Genomic DNA, 17,047 nt, shown 5'->3' with positions numbered 1-17,047 from the left:
CGTGCGCCTGATGTGCGCCTGATGTGGTGAGGTGCGGTGGTGGGCCTCGGCTTGCGCCTAGTCTCGTAGGGCTTCTCCCGGTTCCTCTCGTAGCTCAGGACTTCATTCGTGGCAGGACGTTTCACTCCGCGACCCACCCGTACGACCGTGCGCGGCGGGGAGGTCGTCGTGCCCGCCGCACGGCGGGAAGCGGCGCGGGTGGCGGCCCCGCTGGTGCGGAGGTGGACGCCGGGGTGGCCCGTCGATCTCGGGCTGGTGCTCGGCGCACTGCGGCGGGGGCCCGCGGATCCCACCTTCCGGGCTCTTCCGGACGGGTCCGTGTGGCGGGCCAGTCTCACCCCGGCCGGGCCGGGGACGCTGCGGGTGTGCGTGTACGGCGGTGAGGTGCGCGGCGAGGCGTGGGGGCCGGGGGGTGAGTGGCTGCTCTCGCAGTTGCCGCAGCTGCTCGGGGCCGCGGACGATCCCGCTGCCTTCGTGCCCCGGCACCGGGTCGTGGCGCACTCCTGGCATCGGCGGCCGGGGTTGCGGCTGACGCGGACCGGGCTGGTGCTGGAGTCGTTGATCCCTTCCGTGCTGGAGCAGAAGGTCACGACCGATGAGGCGTATCGGGCGTGGCGGTTGCTGGTGCGGAAGTTCGGGGAGCCGGCGCCCGGGCCCGCGGCGGGTGGACGGCTGTGGGTGATGCCGGCGCCGCGGACGTGGGCGTTGATTCCGTCGTGGGAGTGGCACCGGGCCGGGGTGGACAACAAGCGGGCCTCGACGATTTTGCGCTGTGTGCGGGTGGCCGCGCGGTTGGAGGAGGCGGTGGGGATGTCTCCTTCCGCTGCGCAGGCGCGGTTGGAGGTCGTGCCGGGAGTGGGGCCGTGGACCTCCGCGGAGGTGGTGCAGCGCAGTCATGGGGCGGCGGATGCGGTGACCGTGGGGGATCTGCATCTGCCGGGGATCGTGGGGTTCGCGCTCGCGGGGGATCGGGACGCGGATGACGCCGTGATGTTGTCGTTGCTGGAGCCGTATGCGGGGCAGCGGCATCGGGCGGCTCGGTTGATCTTGTTGAGCGGGTGTACGCCTGCCAGGCGGGCGCCGAAGATGACCCGGGGGGACATCGGGCGGTTGTGACCGGTGTGGGGCGCCGTGGGGATTCTTTCGCCCCCGCCGCCCCTACCCGTCCCGTCCTCAAGGGGCTGCCGCCCCTTCGACCCCGCTTCCAGGGGCTCCGCCCCCGGACCCCCGCTCCTCAAACGCCGGAGGGGCTGGATTCGCGGACCTGCGCTCTACGCCGGACCCGGAGGGGCTGGATTCACCGGCTGAATCGCACCTACTGGTCCGACGAGAAGCGGACCGCTCCCGCCGGGATCTTCGCGTCGCACCAGATGCGCGCGCCGTCCCTCAGTTCGTTGTCGGCGCCGATGATCGCGCCGTCGCCGATGACCGTGCCGGTGAGGACCGAGCGTTCGCCCACTCGGGCCCTGGTGCCGATCAGGGAGTCGGTGATGACGGCGCCCGGTTCGATCACCGCGCCCGGGAGGATCGTCGTGCCGGAGACTCTGGCGCCCTCCGCGACGTACGCGCCCTCGCCGACCACCGTGCCGCCCGTCAGCTTGGCGTCGGGGGCGACCCTTGCCGTGGGGAGGATCAGGCGGTCGCCGCAGCGGCCGGGTACCGCCGGGGAGGGGGCGCGGCCGAGGACCAGGTCCGCCGAGCCGCGGACGAAGGCGGCGGGGGTGCCGAGGTCCAGCCAGTACGTGGAGTCCACCATGCCCTGGAGGTGGGCCCCGGCCGACAGGAGTTCGGGGAAGGTCTCGCGTTCGACCGAGACCGGGCGGCCCTGCGGGATCGTGTCGATGACCGAGCGGCGGAAGACGTACGCCCCCGCGTTGATCTGGTCGGTGACGATCTCCTCGGGGGTCTGGGGTTTCTCCAGGAAGGCGAGGACCCTGCCCGTCTCGTCGGTGGGGACCAGCCCGTAGGCCCGGGGGTCCGTCACCTTCGTGAGGTGGAGGGAGACGTCGGCGCCCGTGCTCTCGTGCGTGCGCACCAGCGCCCCGATGTCCAGGCCGGTCAGGATGTCCCCGTTGAAGATCAGCACCGGGTCGTCGGGGGCGGAGTGCAGACGGGCGGCCACGTTGCGGATCGCGCCGCCCGTGCCGAGGGGCTCCACCTCGGTGACGTACTCGATGTGGAGGCCCAGGGACGAGCCGTCGCCGAAGTACGGCTCGAAGACCTCCGCGAGGTAGCTCGTCGCGAGGACGATGTGGTCGACGCCCGCCGCTCTCGCTCGGGCCAGCTGATGGGTGAGGAAGGGGACGCCGGCCGCGCGGACCATGGGCTTGGGGGTGTGGACCGTGAGAGGTCGCAGCCTCGTGCCCTTGCCGCCGACCAGGAGGATCGCTTCTGTCACCTGTCGTCTCCGCTTCCTGCCGGGACCGGCCCGAACTGTCTTTCGACCGGCCAGTGTATGCAGACCGTGGTGCGGCACCTTCGGGCGGCCGTACAGCATGCGCGCCTGCCCCCCGACGGCGGTGAAACGGGTGGTACGAACTCCCCTGCGAAATCCCCTGCGAACTCTCCTCGGTCCCCAGCGACCGTCAACGACCTTGGAGACGGGCGGCTGTCGTGCGGGTGGATCCGAGTTTGCGGTAGAGCTGCCGTCCGGGGCACTCCGTGGCGAAGCCGTCCCGGTGACCGGAGATCACGTTCAGTCGTACCTTCTTACCCTTCGGATAGCGGTTGCCACCGCCCGACTTCAGATACGTCTTGCCCTTGGGGTTGGCGCCATGAAGGCCGAGCTTCCACGCGGCGAGTTGTGCGACGGCCCTCGTCGCGGCGGCGGGCGGCTTCTTGGAGCCGAAGCTGCCGAGGACGGCGATCCCCATGCTGTTGGAGTTGAACCCGAGGGTGTGGGCGCCGAGGACCGGCTTCGCCACCCCGCCCGCCCTGCCCTCGTAGATGTTTCCGCACTTGTCGACGAGGAAGTTGTAGCCGATGTCCCGCCAGCCCATGCTCTTGACGTGGTACCGGTAGATACCGCGAATGAGCGAAGCCGCCTGCGTACAGCTGTATCCATTGCCGGACGCCGTGTGGTGGACGAAGGCCGCCTTGACCTTCTTCGTGTAGACGAACGTCCGCTCGCGCAGCCCCTCGTCGGCGCCCCAGCCGTGCCGGGTGACGATGCGCGGGCGCGGCCCGATGTACGGCTTCACCCGCTGCTGCCCCGTCAACTCCCCGGCGCGCAGGGCGAACAGCTCCTGTTCGGTCTGCTGCCGGTCCAGCGCAGGGATCTCGGTGGCGCCGAAGTCGGCGAGATCGGCGTTGGCGGCGGAGGCGTCCATCGCGGCGAGGACCTCGGTGGGATCGGCGGTGGGCGCGGAGCGGGGCGCTGAGCGGGGGGCGGAGTAGGGCGCTGAGCCGGGTGCGACTGCGCGTTGGGGTGCGCCCGCCGCGCCGTCCTGCCGGGCGGCCTCCGGCGCGCTCTCCCCCGGGTCCACGAGTTCCAGACGCAGCCCCGTCGGAAGCGGGCCGGTCGTGGTCGCCGTACGGGAGCCGCGGGCCGTGTCCTCGGTCCTGCGGTCGGCCTCGGCGCGGACCCGTACCTCCACTCCGTCGGAGTCGCCCACCCACAGCGGTGCGGTGGCGCCGTGGACGCGGCCGGAGGTGCGCTCGGCCGTGCCGGGGTCGGCGGCGTCGTCGTTGTGGGTCTCCAGGTCCTGCCAGAGCGACCAGGTGTCGGTGCCGGCCGCTCGGGTGCGGACCTGGACGCGGCCGTGCAGCACGGTGTCCGGGTCGTCCCAGATCACGCCCACGAGGGAGAAGTGCCGTACGTCCCGGCGGGGCAGGCCCTCTTCGGCGACCGGGGCGAGGGTGCGGTCACGGGAGGCGAGAGGCGCGAGGGGCAGCGACTGGGTGCCGCCGAGGGCTTCCGCACCCGTGGCCGGTCTCACGGCCGCCGGGGACACCGGTCTCGCCGCGACGGCGGTCGAGGTGAGGGGCAGGGCGAGGGCGGCCGCGCAGGTGACGCCGATCGAGGAAGCAAGAAGTCCACGCATGCCCCCGATCCTGGACATAGTCATATAAATCTGTCCATCGGGGAACTGACGGACCGTCGGGTGCCGTTGCGCCGAACCGGTGGCCCCGCCCAGGGGTGTCCGGCCGCGTGCCCGCGTACGCTTTCGCGGGTGAACGCCACCGATCGCACCCCTGCCGACCTGCTGCGTTCCGCGCTCGCCGCGGACCCCGGCCGCCCCCTGGTGACCTTCTACGACGACGCCACGGGCGAACGTGTCGAATTGTCCGTGGCCACCTTCGCCAATTGGGTGGCCAAGACCTCGAACCTGCTCCAGGGCGACCTCGCCGTGGCGCCCGGCGACCGGGTGGCGCTGCTGCTGCCCGCGCACTGGCAGACGGCCGTGTGGTTGCTGGCCTGTGCGTCGGTGGGGGTGGTCGCGGATGTCGGCGGGGATCCGGCCGCGGCCGACGTGGTCGTGAGCGGGCCGGACACGCTGGAGGCGGCTCGGGCGTGTTCCGGGGAGCGCGTCGCGCTGGCGCTGCGGCCGCTGGGCGGGCGGTTCCCGCAGACGCCGGAGGGTTTCGTCGACTACGCCGTGGAGGTGCCGGGGCAGGGGGACCGGTTCGCGCCCTTCGCTCCGGTCGATCCGGACGAGCCCGCGCTGGTCGTCGCCGGGCGGGAGTTCAGCGGCGCGGAGGTCGTGGAGCTGGCTCGGGCCGAGGGGGCCGGGGATCGCGTGCTGTCGGGGTTGTCGTACGACACGTGGGACGGGGTGTGCGCGGGGTTGTACGGGCCGCTCGCCAACGGGGGGTCCGTGGTGTTGTGCCGGCATCTGGAGCGGTTGGGTGAGGAAGCTCTCGCCAAGCGGATCGAGGATGAGCGGGTGGGTGTGGTGCGCCGCTGAGAGAGAGGCGCGTCCGGTTGGCGGGTGCGGGTCGCCTGTGGCTGGTCGCGCCCACGCGGCTAAGCCGCATATCGGTACAGCCCCGCGCCCCTGAGTGGGTGCCGTCACCCGGGTGGAGCAGTAGCGGACGCCCCTCTCAGCCCTTCCACGCCATGGTCGTAGAAGCAGACCGCGCTCACTCCCGTAGGCCGTGAGGGGACCCGCTCGTGACCGACAGTGCTCGCTCCCTCGGGCCCGGCCTCGGGGCGTCGGCCCACGGCGAAGGGCTCATACGCCGGCGTCGGCGGCGCCGGCTGGGCGGTGTCGGACTCGGTGTCGGCGTGGTCGTCCTCGCCGCCGGCGGCACCGGGTGGGCCGTCTACGCCAAGCTCGACGGGAACATCACCGCGGACGACGCCGCCGCCGCGGAGCTCGCGCGGTACGAGAAGGAGCGCCCGACCTCGCTCGTCAAGGGCGCGCAGAACATCCTGCTGATCGGGTCCGACTCGCGGTCGGGCGACGGCAACGGACAGTACGGGCGGGACTCGGGCACCGAGCGGTCGGACACCACGATCCTGTTGCATCTGGCCGCCGGGCGGCGCGCCGCGACGGCCGTGTCGCTGCCCCGGGACCTGATGGTGGACGTGCCGGCCTGCCTGGGGCGGGACGGGACCCGGAGCGAGCCCATGTTCGCGATGTTCAACTACGCCTTCCAGAAGGGCGGTTCGGCCTGCACGATCCGGACCGTCGAGAAACTCACGAACATTCGCGTGGATCACCACATGGTCGTCGACTTCCACGGGTTCAAGGACATGGTGGACGCCGTCGACGGGGTGGCGGTCTGCCTCGCCGAACCGATCGACGACAAGGCCGCCGAGCTGCGGCTCCCGGCGGGGCGGGTGACGCTCAACGGCGAGGAGGCGCTCGGCTATGTGCGCGCCCGCAAGTCCCTCGGCAACGGCAGCGACACCGACCGGATGGACCGCCAGCAGCGCTTTCTCGGGGCACTCGTCCACAAGGTGCAGAGCAATGACGTTCTGCTGAATCCGGTGAAGCTCTATCCCGTGCTGGACGCGGCGACTTCCTCGCTCACCACCGATCCCGGTCTGGCGAGCCTGCGCGGGCTGTACGAACTCGTGCGCGGCCTGCGGGACATCCCCACGGAGCGTGTGCAATTCCTTACCGTTCCGCGGGAGTCGTACGTCTACGACGCCAATCGTGATCAACTCGTCGAACCCGAAGCCCGGCGGCTTTTCGAACGGTTGCGCAAGGACGAACCGGTGAAGGTGACGAAGAAAGCCCCGAAGGTTTCAGAACATTCTCACGACGAAGAACCCTATGAAGAAACTGAGAACGGCGGCGAGGTCCCCGCCTTCCGCGGCAACACGGCCGCCGAGGACACCTGCGGGTAAAGCATTTCCCAAGGCGGCGAAGCGGTGTCCGAGCAAATGGGCGGATTGCCCGGTTGTAGGGGCGTGGAATTCGTCACCGCCGTAACCTGTCGGCGAATCGGACGGCTAGTGTGAGCGATCCGGTGCATCCGGCCGACGGAGGATTCAGCAACCGTGGACGCACAAGGCCGTGGGCGGGCGGGCGACATCGACCCCGCCGACCAGTGGGTACTCAACCCGCACACCGGTGAATACGAACTGCGACTGACCCCTTCCGCACCGCAGTCGGGTGTTCCCGGTCCCCGTAGATCCGCGCCCTCCCCGAGCAGGTCGGGCGTGCCCTCCGGTCGTACGACCACTCCCGTGGCCCCGGGCCGTGGCGTCCCGCCGCCGCGCAGGCGCCGGGGCGCGCCGCCCGAGGAGCCGCTGCCGGGCCGGCGCGGACGCCGGCCCGTCAAGAAGAAGTCCTCGGCGAAGAAGGCGCTGCTGTGGACCGGCGGCACGATGGCCTTCGTGCTGGTCGCGGCCGCGGGCGGCGGGTACCTCTACATCCGCCACCTCAACGGGAACATCACCTCCGTCTCCGACGACGGCGCCAGCACCGGCGGCTTCCAGTCCGACAAGGCGATCAACATCCTGCTGATCGGCACCGACAAGCGCACCGGCAAGGGCAACGACAGCTACGGCGACAAGGACAGCGTCGGGCACGCGGACACCACGATCCTGCTGCACGTCTCCAGGGACCGCACGAACGCGACCGCGCTCAGCATCCCGCGCGACCTGATCGTGGACGTGCCGGACTGCCCGACCACGCAGGAGGACGGCACCACCAAGGTCATCCCGGGCACGGCCAACGTCCGCTTCAACACCAGCCTGGGCCAGGACGAACGCACCCCCAGCTGCACGGTACGGACCGTGACCGAGCTCACCGGCATCCAGGCCGACAACTTCATGGTGGCCGACTTCAACGCGGTCAAGACGCTGACCACGGCGGTCGGCGGGGTCGAGGTCTGTCTGGCCAAGGACATCGACGACCAGGACTCCAAGCTCAAGCTGTCCAAGGGCAAGCACACCATCTCGGGTGAGGACGCCCTCGCGTTCGTGCGCACCCGGCACTCGGTCGGCTTCGGCGGTGACCTGAGCCGGATCGGGCTCCAGCAGCAGTTCCTGAGCGCGCTGATGCGCAAGCTGAAGTCGAACGACACGCTCACCAACCCGGCGAAGATGCTGAAGCTGGCCGAGGCGGGCACCAAGGCGCTGACCGTCGACTCGCAGCTGGACAGCATCGGCAAGCTGAAGGACCTCGGCCTGGAGCTGGGCAAGCTGAACGTGAAGAACCTGACGTTCACCACCGTGCCGGTCGTCGACAACCCGGCGGAGAAGGTCAAGGCGACGGTCGTCCTCAACGACGCGACGGCTCCCACGGTCTTCGACATGATCAAGAACGACGTGTCGTTCACCGAGGTCAAGAAGAAGGCCAGCGCGTCGAAGAACGCCGAGGCGGCGGAGGCCGCGGCCCGGCTCAAGGGCACCAAGTCGGCCGCGTCCGAGGTGCGGGTGCGCATCCTCAACGGCGGTGCTGCGGCGGGCAGCGCGCAGGCCGAGCTGGAGTACCTCCAGAACGAGGAGGGCGTACTGAAGTCGGAGAACGCCGGCAACGCGGACGTGTCGCTGTCGAAGACGACCCTGGAGTACGCCCCCGACCAGGCCGACCAGGCACGCAGACTGGCGGCCATCATGGGCCTGTCGGGTTCCGCGCTGAAGCCCGGCAAGAGCGTCACCAACTCCCAGGGCCTGCCCACGATGACCCTGACCCTGGGCAAGGACTTCAAGGGCGCCGGGGTGTCCTTCACCACGGCGACCAAGGCCCCGGAGGGGGTGCAGCAGTCCACGGCCGACAAGGTCGAGTGCGCCAAGTGAGAGCCGGCTCCGCGGTGACCTAAGAGGCCTGTCGTGCGTCTAACCAGTCGTACGGCAGGTCTTTTCGTTCGTTCGGCGTGTGAGGGTGGGGAGACAGGGGATGGGGCACAGCAGTGTGCACGAGGAGGGGGCGCGGGCGGATGTACGGCCCGCCCAGGGGCCCGGTCCGGAGAAACCCGGGCGGCACGGGCGGCGGCGGGCCAGGGCCCAGCGCAAGCACCGGGTGCTGAGATGGTCGGCGACCACGCTCGCCGTGCTGATACTCGGCACGGCCGGCGCCGGATACCTCTACTACCAGCATCTCAACGGCAACATCCGCAAGGGCGAGCGCAGCAGCGGTGACTCCAAGGCGCACAAGGCCGAGGCCAACGCGGCCGGGCAGACGCCGCTCAACATCCTGCTGATCGGCTCGGACAGCCGTAACTCCGACGAGAACGTGAAGCTCGGCGGCAGCAGGGACAACCGCGGCAACCCGCCGCTGGGCGACGTGCAGATGCTGATCCACCTCTCCGCGGACCGCAAGAGCGCCGCGATGGTGAGCATTCCGCGTGACACCCGGGTCGACATCCCCAAGTGCACGGACCCGGACACCGGCAAGACCTACCCGGCGACCACCGACATCATCAACACCTCCCTGGCCCGCGGCGGCGCCGGCTGCACGCTCGCCACCTGGCAGAACCTCACCGGCGTCTACATCGACCACTGGATGACGATCGACTTCTCCGGTGTGGTGCGGATGGCGGACGCCATCGGCGGGGTCTCCGTCTGTGTGAAGCAGAACGTGTGGGACCGCCCGACGCCCGACGTGCCCGGCGGCTCCGGGCTGAAGATGAAGGCCGGAGCGCACAAGGTCAAGGGCAAGGAGGCCCTGCAGTGGCTGCGCACCCGGCACGCCTGGGGCAGCGACCTGATGCGGGCCAGGGCCCAGCACATGTACCTGAACTCGATGATCCGTACGCTGAAGGGGCAGAACGTCTTCACCGACACCCCGCGGCTGATGGACCTCGCCGAGGCGGCCACGAAGTCCCTCCAGGTGTCCGAGGAGATCGGCTCGGTCAAGCAGCTCTACGACCTGGGCACGCAGCTCAAGTCGGTGCCGACGGACCGCATCACCTCGGTGACGATGCCGAACGTCCAGGACCCGCGCAACAGCGATCACGTGGTGCCCGACGGCTCGAACGCCGACAAGCTGTGGGAGATGCTCCGCGACGACGTGCCCCTCGACAAGAACGGCAAGGCGTCCTCGGGCGGGAAGAAGACCACCCGGCCCACGAAAGCCCCCTCCGCGCCGGACGACGAGATCGGGGTCCTCGTGCAGAACGCGACGGCGACCTCCACGCTCGGCCCGGTGGGCGGACGCGCCGGCACGATCGCCGAGGAGCTCGTGCGGAAAGGTTTCTCGCAGGCGTCCAAGGACGCTTCGGCGGGGCTCTCCGAGGACCGGACCGTCGTGCGCTACCCGAGCGCCGATCTGGAGGGCGACGCCCAGCGCGTCGCCAAGTCCCTGGGAATCCCCATGAGTTCGGTGAAGAAGTCGACCGACGTCTCCGGGGTGACCGTGGTCGTGGGCGCCGACTGGCGTACCGGGACGGCGTATCCGAAGCAGTCCGAGGCCAAGGCCGGCGAGGTGCCCGGCAACGCGGACGCCATCAACGGTTCGGACACCGGGCAGTGCATGGACGTGTACTCGGTCTACCAGTGGTAGTCGAACGGAACGTGCCCGGCGCCGAACGGAGGGGGCCGGGCGTACGTACCTGCTTACAGAATCGGCACGGGAACAACTCACGTCGCTCAAGGCCCAACAGGGCAGATAGTGTGAGCGATCCAGCGATCGCCGCGTGGCCCTGACGGAGGATTCGGACAACCGTGGACGCACAAGGCCGTGGGCGGGCGGACGACGTCGACCCCGCAGACCAGTGGGTGCTCAATCCGAACACCGGTGAGTACGAACTGCGACTGACCCCTTCCGCACCGCAGTCGGCCGTCCCCGGTCCGCGTGGTTCCGCCCCCTCACCGAGCCGGCCAGGAGCACCGCGGGGCCGTACGCCCACCCCCGTGGCCCCCGGCCGGGACGTCCCGCCGCCGCGCAGGCGCCGGGGCGCGCCGCCCGAGGAGCCGCTGCCGGGGCGGCGCGGACGCCGGCCCGGCAAGCAGAAGTCGTCGGCGAAGAAGGCGCTGCTGTGGACCGGCGGCACGATGGCGTTCGTCCTGGTCGCCGGTGCCACCACGGGCTGGTTCTACCTCAAGCACCTGGAGGGCAACGTCGGCACGACCGACGTCGGCGACGCGGCCGCGAGCAACTTTAGCAAGGACGAGGCCTTCGACATCCTCATCATCGGCACCGACAAGCGCACCGGTGAGGGCAACGCAGGCTACGGCGACGCGGGCAGCGTGGGCCACGCCGACACCAACATCCTGCTGCACGTCTCCAAGGACCGGACGAACGCGACCGCGCTGAGCATCCCGCGCGACCTGATCGTCGACATACCGGACTGCGAGACCAAACAGGAGGACGGCACCACCAAGGTCGTCACGGGGCAGGACGACGTCCGCTTCAACAGGAGCCTCGGTGAGGGAGGCCGGGACCCGGGCTGCACGATGCGCACGGTCGAGGCGGCCACCGGCATCAAGCCCCAGCACTTCGTGATGGCCGACTTCAACGCCGTGAAGACCCTGACCACGGCGGTGGACGGGGTCGAGGTCTGTGTGGAGAAGGCCGTCGACGACAAGAAGTCGAAACTCGTCCTGCCCGCGGGCACGTCGAAGGTGGAGGGCGAGCAGGCCCTCGCCTTCGTGCGCACCCGGCACGCCTTCGGCAACGAGGGCGACCTGGACCGGATCAAGGTGCAGCAGCAGTTCCTGGGCTCGCTGATGCGCAAGATGACCTCGGGCGACACCCTCACCAGCCCCACCAAGCTGCTGAAACTGGCGGAGGCCGCGACCAACGCGCTGACCGTCGACAAGGCGATCGGCAAGGTCGGCACGCTCAAGGACATCGCCCTGGAGCTGAAGAAGGTGCCGACGAAGAACATCACCTTCATGACGATCCCGGTCAAGGACAATCCCGCCGAGCCGAAGCCGGTGACGGTGGTCATCGACGAGTCGAGGGCTCCCCAGGTCATCGACGCGATCAACAACGACGTCTCGTTCACCGAGGTCAAGGCGCAGCAGAAGAAGGAGAAGGCGGAGGTCGCCGCCCGGCTCAAGGGCACCAAGTCCGCCGCCTCCGACGTACGGGTGCGCATTTTCAACGGCGGTGCGGCGGGCGGCAGCGCCCAGCGGCAGCTCTCCTACCTCCAGACGGAGGCGGGCGTGACCAAGTCCGAGAACGCGGGCAACGCCGACGCGGCGCTCGCGAAGACGACCCTGGAGTACGCCCCCGACCAGGCCGACCAGGCGCGTCGGCTGGCGGACATCATGGGGCTGTCCGGCTCGGCGCTGAAGCCCGGCAAGAGCGTCACCAACTCCCAGGGCCTGCCCGCCATGACCCTGACCCTGGGCAAGGACTTCAAGGGCGCGGGTGTGAAGCTCAACTCCGCCACGGCGGCCACCCCGGACGTGGAGAAGTCCACGGCGGACAAGGTGCAGTGCGCGAGCTGAGGCCCACCGGAGACCACGCGTCGGCCCCCAGGTCTCGCACAGGTTCGTAGGGCAACCTCACGGGCCCGTCGTATGTCTAAGACGTGCGGCGGGCCCGTGGCATGGCCAGGGGTCCGGTGGGGTGGGTGGGTGGGGAGGACGGGAACGTTGACAACGCAATACAGCGTGCAGGAAGTCGGGCCGGCGACCGAGGGGGACAGCGGGCACGGCAGCCGCAGGGCGCCGCGCAAGCACCGCTTGCTCAGATGGTCGTCGGCGACGCTCGCGGTGCTGATACTCGCGGTGGCCGGGTCCGGCTACCTCTACTACCGGCACCTGAACGCCAACATCGAGCAGGACGACCTGAACCTGGGCGACAACAAGGTCGCCGAGCCGACGCCGAACGCCGCGGGCCAGACCCCGCTGAACATCCTGCTGATCGGCTCCGACGCCCGGGACAGCAAGGAGAACCAGGAACTCGGGGGCGCCAAGGAGACCTTCGGCTCCACTCCGCTCGCCGACGTGCAGATGCTGCTGCACCTGTCGGCCGACCGCAGCAACCTCTCGGTCGTCAGCATGCCGCGCGACACCCTCGTGAAGATCCCCAAGTGCACCGACCCGGACGACGGCAAGGTGTACGCGGCGAGCAACGGGCGGGTGATGACCAACCAGAGCCTCGGCCACGGCGGCCCGGGCTGCACGGTGGCCACCTGGCAGGAGCTCACCGGCATCCACATCGACCACTTCATGATGGTCGACTTCTCCGGCGTGGTGTCCATGGCCGACGCCATCGGCGGGGTGCCGGTCTGCGTGGACGCCAACATCCACTCGCGGGACGGCCAGGGGCACGGCTCCGGCCTGAAGCTGGAGAAGGGCACCACGTCCGTCAAGGGCGAGCAGGCCCTGCAGTGGCTGCGCACCCGCTACGGCTTCGAGGACGGCAGCGACCTCGCCCGCGCCAAGGCCCAGCACATGTACATCAACTCGATGGTCCGCGAGCTGCGCGCCAACGCCACCCTCAGCAGCCCCAACAAGCTGCGCAAGCTCGCCGAGCAGGCCACGAAGGCCGTCACCGTCGACACCGGGCTCGGCACCGTGAAGAAGCTCTACGACCTCAGCAACGAGCTGCGCAGGGTCGAGCCGGAGCGCATCACCATGACGACCATGCCGAACCGCTACGTCGGCGCACGGGTGGAGCCCACCGAGGACGCCGAGCAGCTCTTCCGGCTGGTGCGCGAGGACATCGCGCTGGACGGCAAGGACGCGAAGAAGGCGACCGCCGAGAAGGCGGACGACGCCTCCGCCGACCCGGCCGCCGCGAAGGACGAGATCGGGGTCCTGGTCCAGAACGGCACCCGCACCGACAGCCTGGCCGCGGCGCGCGGACGCGCGAGCACGGTGGCCGGGCTGCTGGTGGAGAAGGGCTTCGCCAAGGCGGCCTCCGACCGGTCCGCCTCCCTGAGCGAGGCGAAGACCCTCATCCGCTATCCGAGCGCCGAGCTGGAGGGTGACGCCCGGGCGGTCGCCAAGTCCCTGGGCATTCCGACGAGTTCGGTGAAGAAGTCGACCGACGTCTCCGGGGTCACGCTCGTCGTGGGCGCCGACTGGCGCGAGGGTACGACGTACAAGGCGGCCAAGGAGGACAACTCCACCCCGAAGACGGCTGAGGCCCTCAACGGGGCGGACGACTCGGCCTGCATGCACGTCAACCCGGGGTTCACCTGGTGATGCGACTCACACCTTGTTCAGCACCGCGGGCCGGCGCGAGGCGATGACCCGCCTGGCGAGCGAGCGCGGGCTGGTCAGAAACCCGTAGCCCCACGACATGTGCATGGTGGCGAGGGCGACGGGGATCTGGAGCCGTGCCTTCAGCGGCAGCCCCTTGCCCGCGGGCAGCGAGCCGAGGACGATCGCCGCGAGGTAGCCGCCGGGGATCACGAAGCCGAGCGGCGTCAGCGCGGCACCGACCACGATCCCGGCCGCGATCGCGCACACCGCGGTCGGCGGGGCGAGGTAGCGCAGGTTGATGGAGCCCTCGTGGTAGCGGGCGACGACGTGCCGCCAGCGGCCGTAGTCCTTGTACTGCTTGGCGAGGGCCTTCACGCTCGGCCTCGGGCGGTACGACACCCTCAACTCGGGCGAGAACCAGATGAGCCCGCCCGCCTCACGGATCCGGAAGTTGAGCTCCCAGTCCTGGGCGCGGATGAACTCCTCGTTGTAGCCGCCCTGTTGCTCCAGGGCCTCGCGCCGGAACACCCCGAGGTACACGGTCTCGGCGGCCTGCGCCTGGCCGCCCGTGTGGAAGGCCGCGTTGCCGACACCGATCTTCGAGGTCATCGCGGCGGCGACCGCGTGCTCCCAGTCGTTCTCGCCCTCGGCGTGCATGATGCCGCCGACGTTCTGCGCGCCGGTCTCCTCCAGGAGCCGTACGGCGGTCGCGATGTAGTTCGGCGAGAGCATGCCGTGGCCGTCGACGCGGACGACGATCGGGTGGCGGGAGGCATTGATCGCGGCGTTGAGGGCGGCGGGGGTGCGGCCGGTGGGGTTGGGGACGGTGTGCACGCGCGCGTCTTCGGCGACGAGCTCGGCGGCGATCTCGTCCGTGCGGTCCGTGGACGGACCGAGGGCGATCACGACCTCCATCTCGCCGGCGTACTCCTGCGCGAGGATCGCTTGGACGGCTCCGCGCAGATGCCGTTCCTCGTTCAGGACGGGCATGATCACAGAAACGGCGGGGGGCCGCACGTCGGGCTTGGCGTTCATAGGGGGCTCACGTTACCGCGAACGGGGGACACCATCGCGCCCCGCCCGGGGCGGTGCCGGTCGTCGCAGATCGTATGGGCCTACGGTGCTCAAGATCCCTCGTTCGGCTGTTCCTCGCGGAGGTGTCCCCCCATGCCCGCCACGTCTCCCCGGCCCTCCGCCGCCCGCCCTCGCCCTCCGCAGCGCCGGCCCTCCCGGCCACCCGTGCGACGCAGGCGGCCCCGCTGGGCCATGCGGGCGGCGACCACGCTGTCCGTCGTCGTGCTCGCCTCCGCCGGGATCGGGCACGCGGTGATGACCAGCCTCGACGCGGACATCACGCGGGTGGATCCATTCAAGGACATGAAGAACCGGCCGCGCGCCGGACACGGCATGAACGTGCTGCTGGTCGGCACCGACGGCCGCGACAAGATCACCGAGGCGGAGCGGCAGAAGTACCGGCTGGGCGGGGCGCCCTGCCACTGCACCGACACGATCATGATCGTGCACATCTCGGAGGACCGGGAGCGGGCGAGCGTGGTGAGCCTGCCGCGGGACTCGTACGCGATGACACCGGCGCACGTCGACGCCACCACCGGGGAGCGCCACCGCGGCCACCCCATCAAGATCAACGCGGCGTACGCGGAGGGCGGGCCGCAGCTGACGGTCCGGACCGTCGAGGACATGACCCACGTGAAGGTCGACCACTATCTGGAGGTCGACTTCACCAGCTTCATGAGGACGGTGGACGTCCTCGGCGGGGTCGAGATCTGCAACGCCGACCCGCTGAAGGACACGTACACCGGCCTCGACCTGGCGGCCGGCCGGCACCGGCTGCTGGGCGGACAGGCACTGCAGTACGTCCGTTCCCGGCACGCCGACGGCTCTTCCGACCTCGGCCGGATGAAGCGGCAGCAGCGCTTCCTCGCGGCGCTGATCGAGCGGGCCACCTCCTCCGGCGTGCTCCTGAACCCGATGAAGTTCCGCGATGTGGCCCGGGCCGTCCTCGGCTCCGTACGCGCCGACAAGGGCTTCGGCACGGACGAGCTGCTCGACCTGGGCCGGGCGATGCGCAACTTCTCCCCCTCCTCGTCGGAGTTCACGACCGTGCCGATCGGGCAGATGGGATACGCCGTGAAGGGCGTGGGCTCGACCCTGAAGTGGGACCCGGTGAAGTCGGCGCGGCTCTTCCATGCCCTGCGCGAGGACCAGCCGCTGGCCGCGCACAAGCCGAAGGACAAGGCGCTGCTGGTCCCGGTGTCCCCGCAGCAGATCCGCGTCCAGGTGGAGAACGGCACGGCGACCGGCGGACTCGGCAAGCGGGTGGACGCGGCGCTGGCGTCGACGGGATTCCGTACGACGGGGATCCCGGCCAACTCGGCCGACCGCACCCTGAAGCGCACGGTCATCGCCTACGACCCCCGCTGGGACCGCTCGGCCCGCTCCCTGGCGGCGGCCCTGCCCGGGAGCGAGCTGCGGGCGGTGAAGGGTCAGGGCGCGGTGCTGAAGGTGCTGGCGGGCGCGGACTTCGAGCGCGTACGGAAGGTACGGGCCGAGGACGAGCTGCAGGGGGAGTTCGGCGTGGTGACGGGGGACGAGGTGGGCTGCGTGTAGGGGAAACCGGGGGGACGGGGGGACGAGGTGGACGGGCCACCTGCGCGGGCTCAGTCGTCGAAGCCCTCGGCCGCCCGCCTCTCGCGCAGCTCCATGATCGCCCGGCGCCGCGCGAGGCGGTGCGTGCGGCGGATCTGGGCCTCCTGGTAGCGGCGCTCGTCGCGTTCCGTCCCCGGGAGCACCGGAGGGACCCGGCGGGGCTTGCCGTCGGCGTCGACCGCGGCGAAGACGAGGTGGACGGGCCACCTGCGCGGGCTCAGTCGTCGAAGCCCTCGGCCGCCCGCCTCTCGCGCAGCTCCATGATCGCCCGGCGCCGCGCGAGGCGGTGCGTGCGGCGGATCTGGGCCTCCTGGTAGCGGCGCTCGTCGCGTTCCGTCCCCGGGAGCACCGGAGGGACCCGACGGGGCTTGCCGTCGGCGTCGACCGCGGCGAAGACGAGGTAGGCGGAACCGACCTGGGTGGCGGGCGTGGACTCGTTCCAGCGCTCGGCGAGGACCCGCACACCGACCTCCATCGAGGTCCGGCCGGTCCAGTTGACCTGCGCCTTCACATGGACGAGGTCACCCACCCTGACCGGCTCCAGGAACGCCATCTCGTCCATGGAGGCGGTGACCGCGGGCCCGCCGCTGTGCCGGCCGGCCACCGCGCCCGCCGCGTCGTCCACCAGCTTCATGATCACGCCACCGTGCACGGTCCCGAGAAGGTTGGTGTCGGCCTGGGTCATGATGTGGCTCAGCGTGGTGCGGGACGCCGAGGTGGGCTTGCCCGGGATCTCCGGAGTTCCCGGTTCGGCGGCGGTGGTGGTGGCCTGGTCTGTCATGGCCCCCACCCTATGCCTGGTGACAATTCGGGAATTTGTGTCAGCTTGGCAACAGCGCTGCCCTGATTTTCCGACGACCCTTGTATAGGGCACAG

At 70.4% G+C, this 17,047-nt stretch carries 12 protein-coding genes and 1 pseudogene; 8 read left to right on the top strand and 5 right to left on the bottom strand.

Annotation, left to right across the window (positions count from 1 at the left end; all coding sequences use genetic code 11):
* Nucleotides 1–108: 108 nt before the first annotated feature.
* On the top strand, nt 109–1,116 hold the full coding sequence (locus D1369_RS24670; RefSeq protein ID WP_007382481.1) for a DNA-3-methyladenine glycosylase: 1,008 nt from the start codon (nt 109–111) through the stop codon (nt 1,114–1,116).
* Nucleotides 1,117–1,315: 199 nt separating this feature from the next.
* On the opposite strand, the gene D1369_RS24665 is transcribed toward D1369_RS24670, so the two are convergent.
* Nucleotides 1,316–2,398 carry an NDP-sugar synthase gene (locus tag D1369_RS24665; protein WP_007382482.1) on the bottom strand — a complete coding sequence of 361 codons (1,083 nt, stop codon included), beginning with the start codon at nt 2,396–2,398 and terminating at the stop codon, nt 1,316–1,318.
* Between the two features lie 187 nt (nt 2,399–2,585).
* Nucleotides 2,586–4,043, bottom strand: a complete 1,458-nt coding sequence (locus tag D1369_RS24660) for a peptidoglycan recognition protein (protein WP_037900314.1) — start codon at nt 4,041–4,043, stop codon at nt 2,586–2,588.
* Between the two features lie 129 nt (nt 4,044–4,172).
* On the opposite strand from D1369_RS24660, the gene D1369_RS24655 reads away from it, so the two are divergent.
* The 6 genes from D1369_RS24655 (at nt 4,173) to D1369_RS24630 (ending at nt 13,504) form a co-directional block, all read left to right on the top strand.
* Nucleotides 4,173–4,907, top strand: coding sequence for a TIGR03089 family protein (locus D1369_RS24655; protein WP_037900317.1), 735 nt, complete (start codon nt 4,173–4,175; stop codon nt 4,905–4,907).
* Nucleotides 4,908–5,113: 206 nt separating this feature from the next.
* Entirely contained in the window at nt 5,114–6,298 is a 1,185-nt protein-coding gene (locus tag D1369_RS24650; RefSeq protein WP_007382485.1) for an LCP family protein, read from the top strand.
* A gap of 153 nt (nt 6,299–6,451) precedes the next feature.
* Nucleotides 6,452–8,197, top strand: coding sequence for an LCP family protein (locus D1369_RS24645; RefSeq protein WP_082319401.1), 1,746 nt, complete (start codon nt 6,452–6,454; stop codon nt 8,195–8,197).
* A 100-nt stretch (nt 8,198–8,297) separates the two neighbouring features.
* On the top strand, nt 8,298–9,902 hold the full coding sequence (locus tag D1369_RS24640) for an LCP family protein (RefSeq protein ID WP_037900322.1): 1,605 nt from the start codon (nt 8,298–8,300) through the stop codon (nt 9,900–9,902).
* A 161-nt stretch (nt 9,903–10,063) separates the two neighbouring features.
* Nucleotides 10,064–11,797, top strand: a complete 1,734-nt coding sequence (locus D1369_RS24635) for an LCP family protein (RefSeq protein WP_082319402.1) — start codon at nt 10,064–10,066, stop codon at nt 11,795–11,797.
* Between the two features lie 165 nt (nt 11,798–11,962).
* Complete coding sequence (locus D1369_RS24630) at nt 11,963–13,504, top strand: LCP family protein (RefSeq protein WP_037900324.1); 1,542 nt, start codon at nt 11,963–11,965, stop codon at nt 13,502–13,504.
* A gap of 6 nt (nt 13,505–13,510) precedes the next feature.
* On the opposite strand, the gene D1369_RS24625 is transcribed toward D1369_RS24630, so the two are convergent.
* A complete protein-coding gene (locus D1369_RS24625) occupies nt 13,511–14,539 on the bottom strand; it encodes a glycosyltransferase family 2 protein (protein WP_007382490.1) in 1,029 nt (342 codons plus the stop codon).
* Between the two features lie 132 nt (nt 14,540–14,671).
* Between D1369_RS24625 and D1369_RS24620 the strand changes: the two genes are divergently transcribed.
* Nucleotides 14,672–16,132, top strand: a complete 1,461-nt coding sequence (locus D1369_RS24620) for an LCP family protein (protein WP_050789708.1) — start codon at nt 14,672–14,674, stop codon at nt 16,130–16,132.
* A gap of 50 nt (nt 16,133–16,182) precedes the next feature.
* Here the strand turns inward: D1369_RS24620 and D1369_RS24615 are convergent.
* Nucleotides 16,183–16,368: pseudogene (locus tag D1369_RS24615) on the bottom strand (acyl-CoA thioesterase); the annotation flags it as partial.
* A gap of 20 nt (nt 16,369–16,388) precedes the next feature.
* Nucleotides 16,389–16,952: an acyl-CoA thioesterase gene (locus tag D1369_RS24610; protein ID WP_007382493.1), complete on the bottom strand. Its 564-nt coding sequence runs from the start codon at nt 16,950–16,952 to the stop codon at nt 16,389–16,391.
* Nucleotides 16,953–17,047 lie beyond the last annotated feature (95 nt).

It is taken from the genome of Streptomyces sp. CC0208 (assembly GCF_003443735.1).
GTDB classification, from domain to species: Bacteria; Actinomycetota; Actinomycetes; order Streptomycetales; family Streptomycetaceae; genus Streptomyces; species Streptomyces sviceus.
Note: the sequence above shows the minus strand (reverse complement) of the source record. Positions and strands in the feature narration are given on the sequence as shown.

Excerpts from the sequence above, each read along its gene's own strand:
- D1369_RS24660 (WP_037900314.1), bottom strand. The coding sequence starts at position 4,043 with ATGCGTGGACTTCTTGCTTCCTCGATCGGCGTCACCTGCGCGGCCGCC.
- D1369_RS24625 (WP_007382490.1), bottom strand. The coding sequence starts at position 14,539 with ATGAACGCCAAGCCCGACGTGCGGCCCCCCGCCGTTTCTGTGATCATG.
- D1369_RS24610 (WP_007382493.1), bottom strand. The coding sequence starts at position 16,952 with ATGACAGACCAGGCCACCACCACCGCCGCCGAACCGGGAACTCCGGAG.
- D1369_RS24640 (WP_037900322.1), top strand. The coding sequence starts at position 8,298 with ATGGGGCACAGCAGTGTGCACGAGGAGGGGGCGCGGGCGGATGTACGG.
- D1369_RS24620 (WP_050789708.1), top strand. The coding sequence starts at position 14,672 with ATGCCCGCCACGTCTCCCCGGCCCTCCGCCGCCCGCCCTCGCCCTCCG.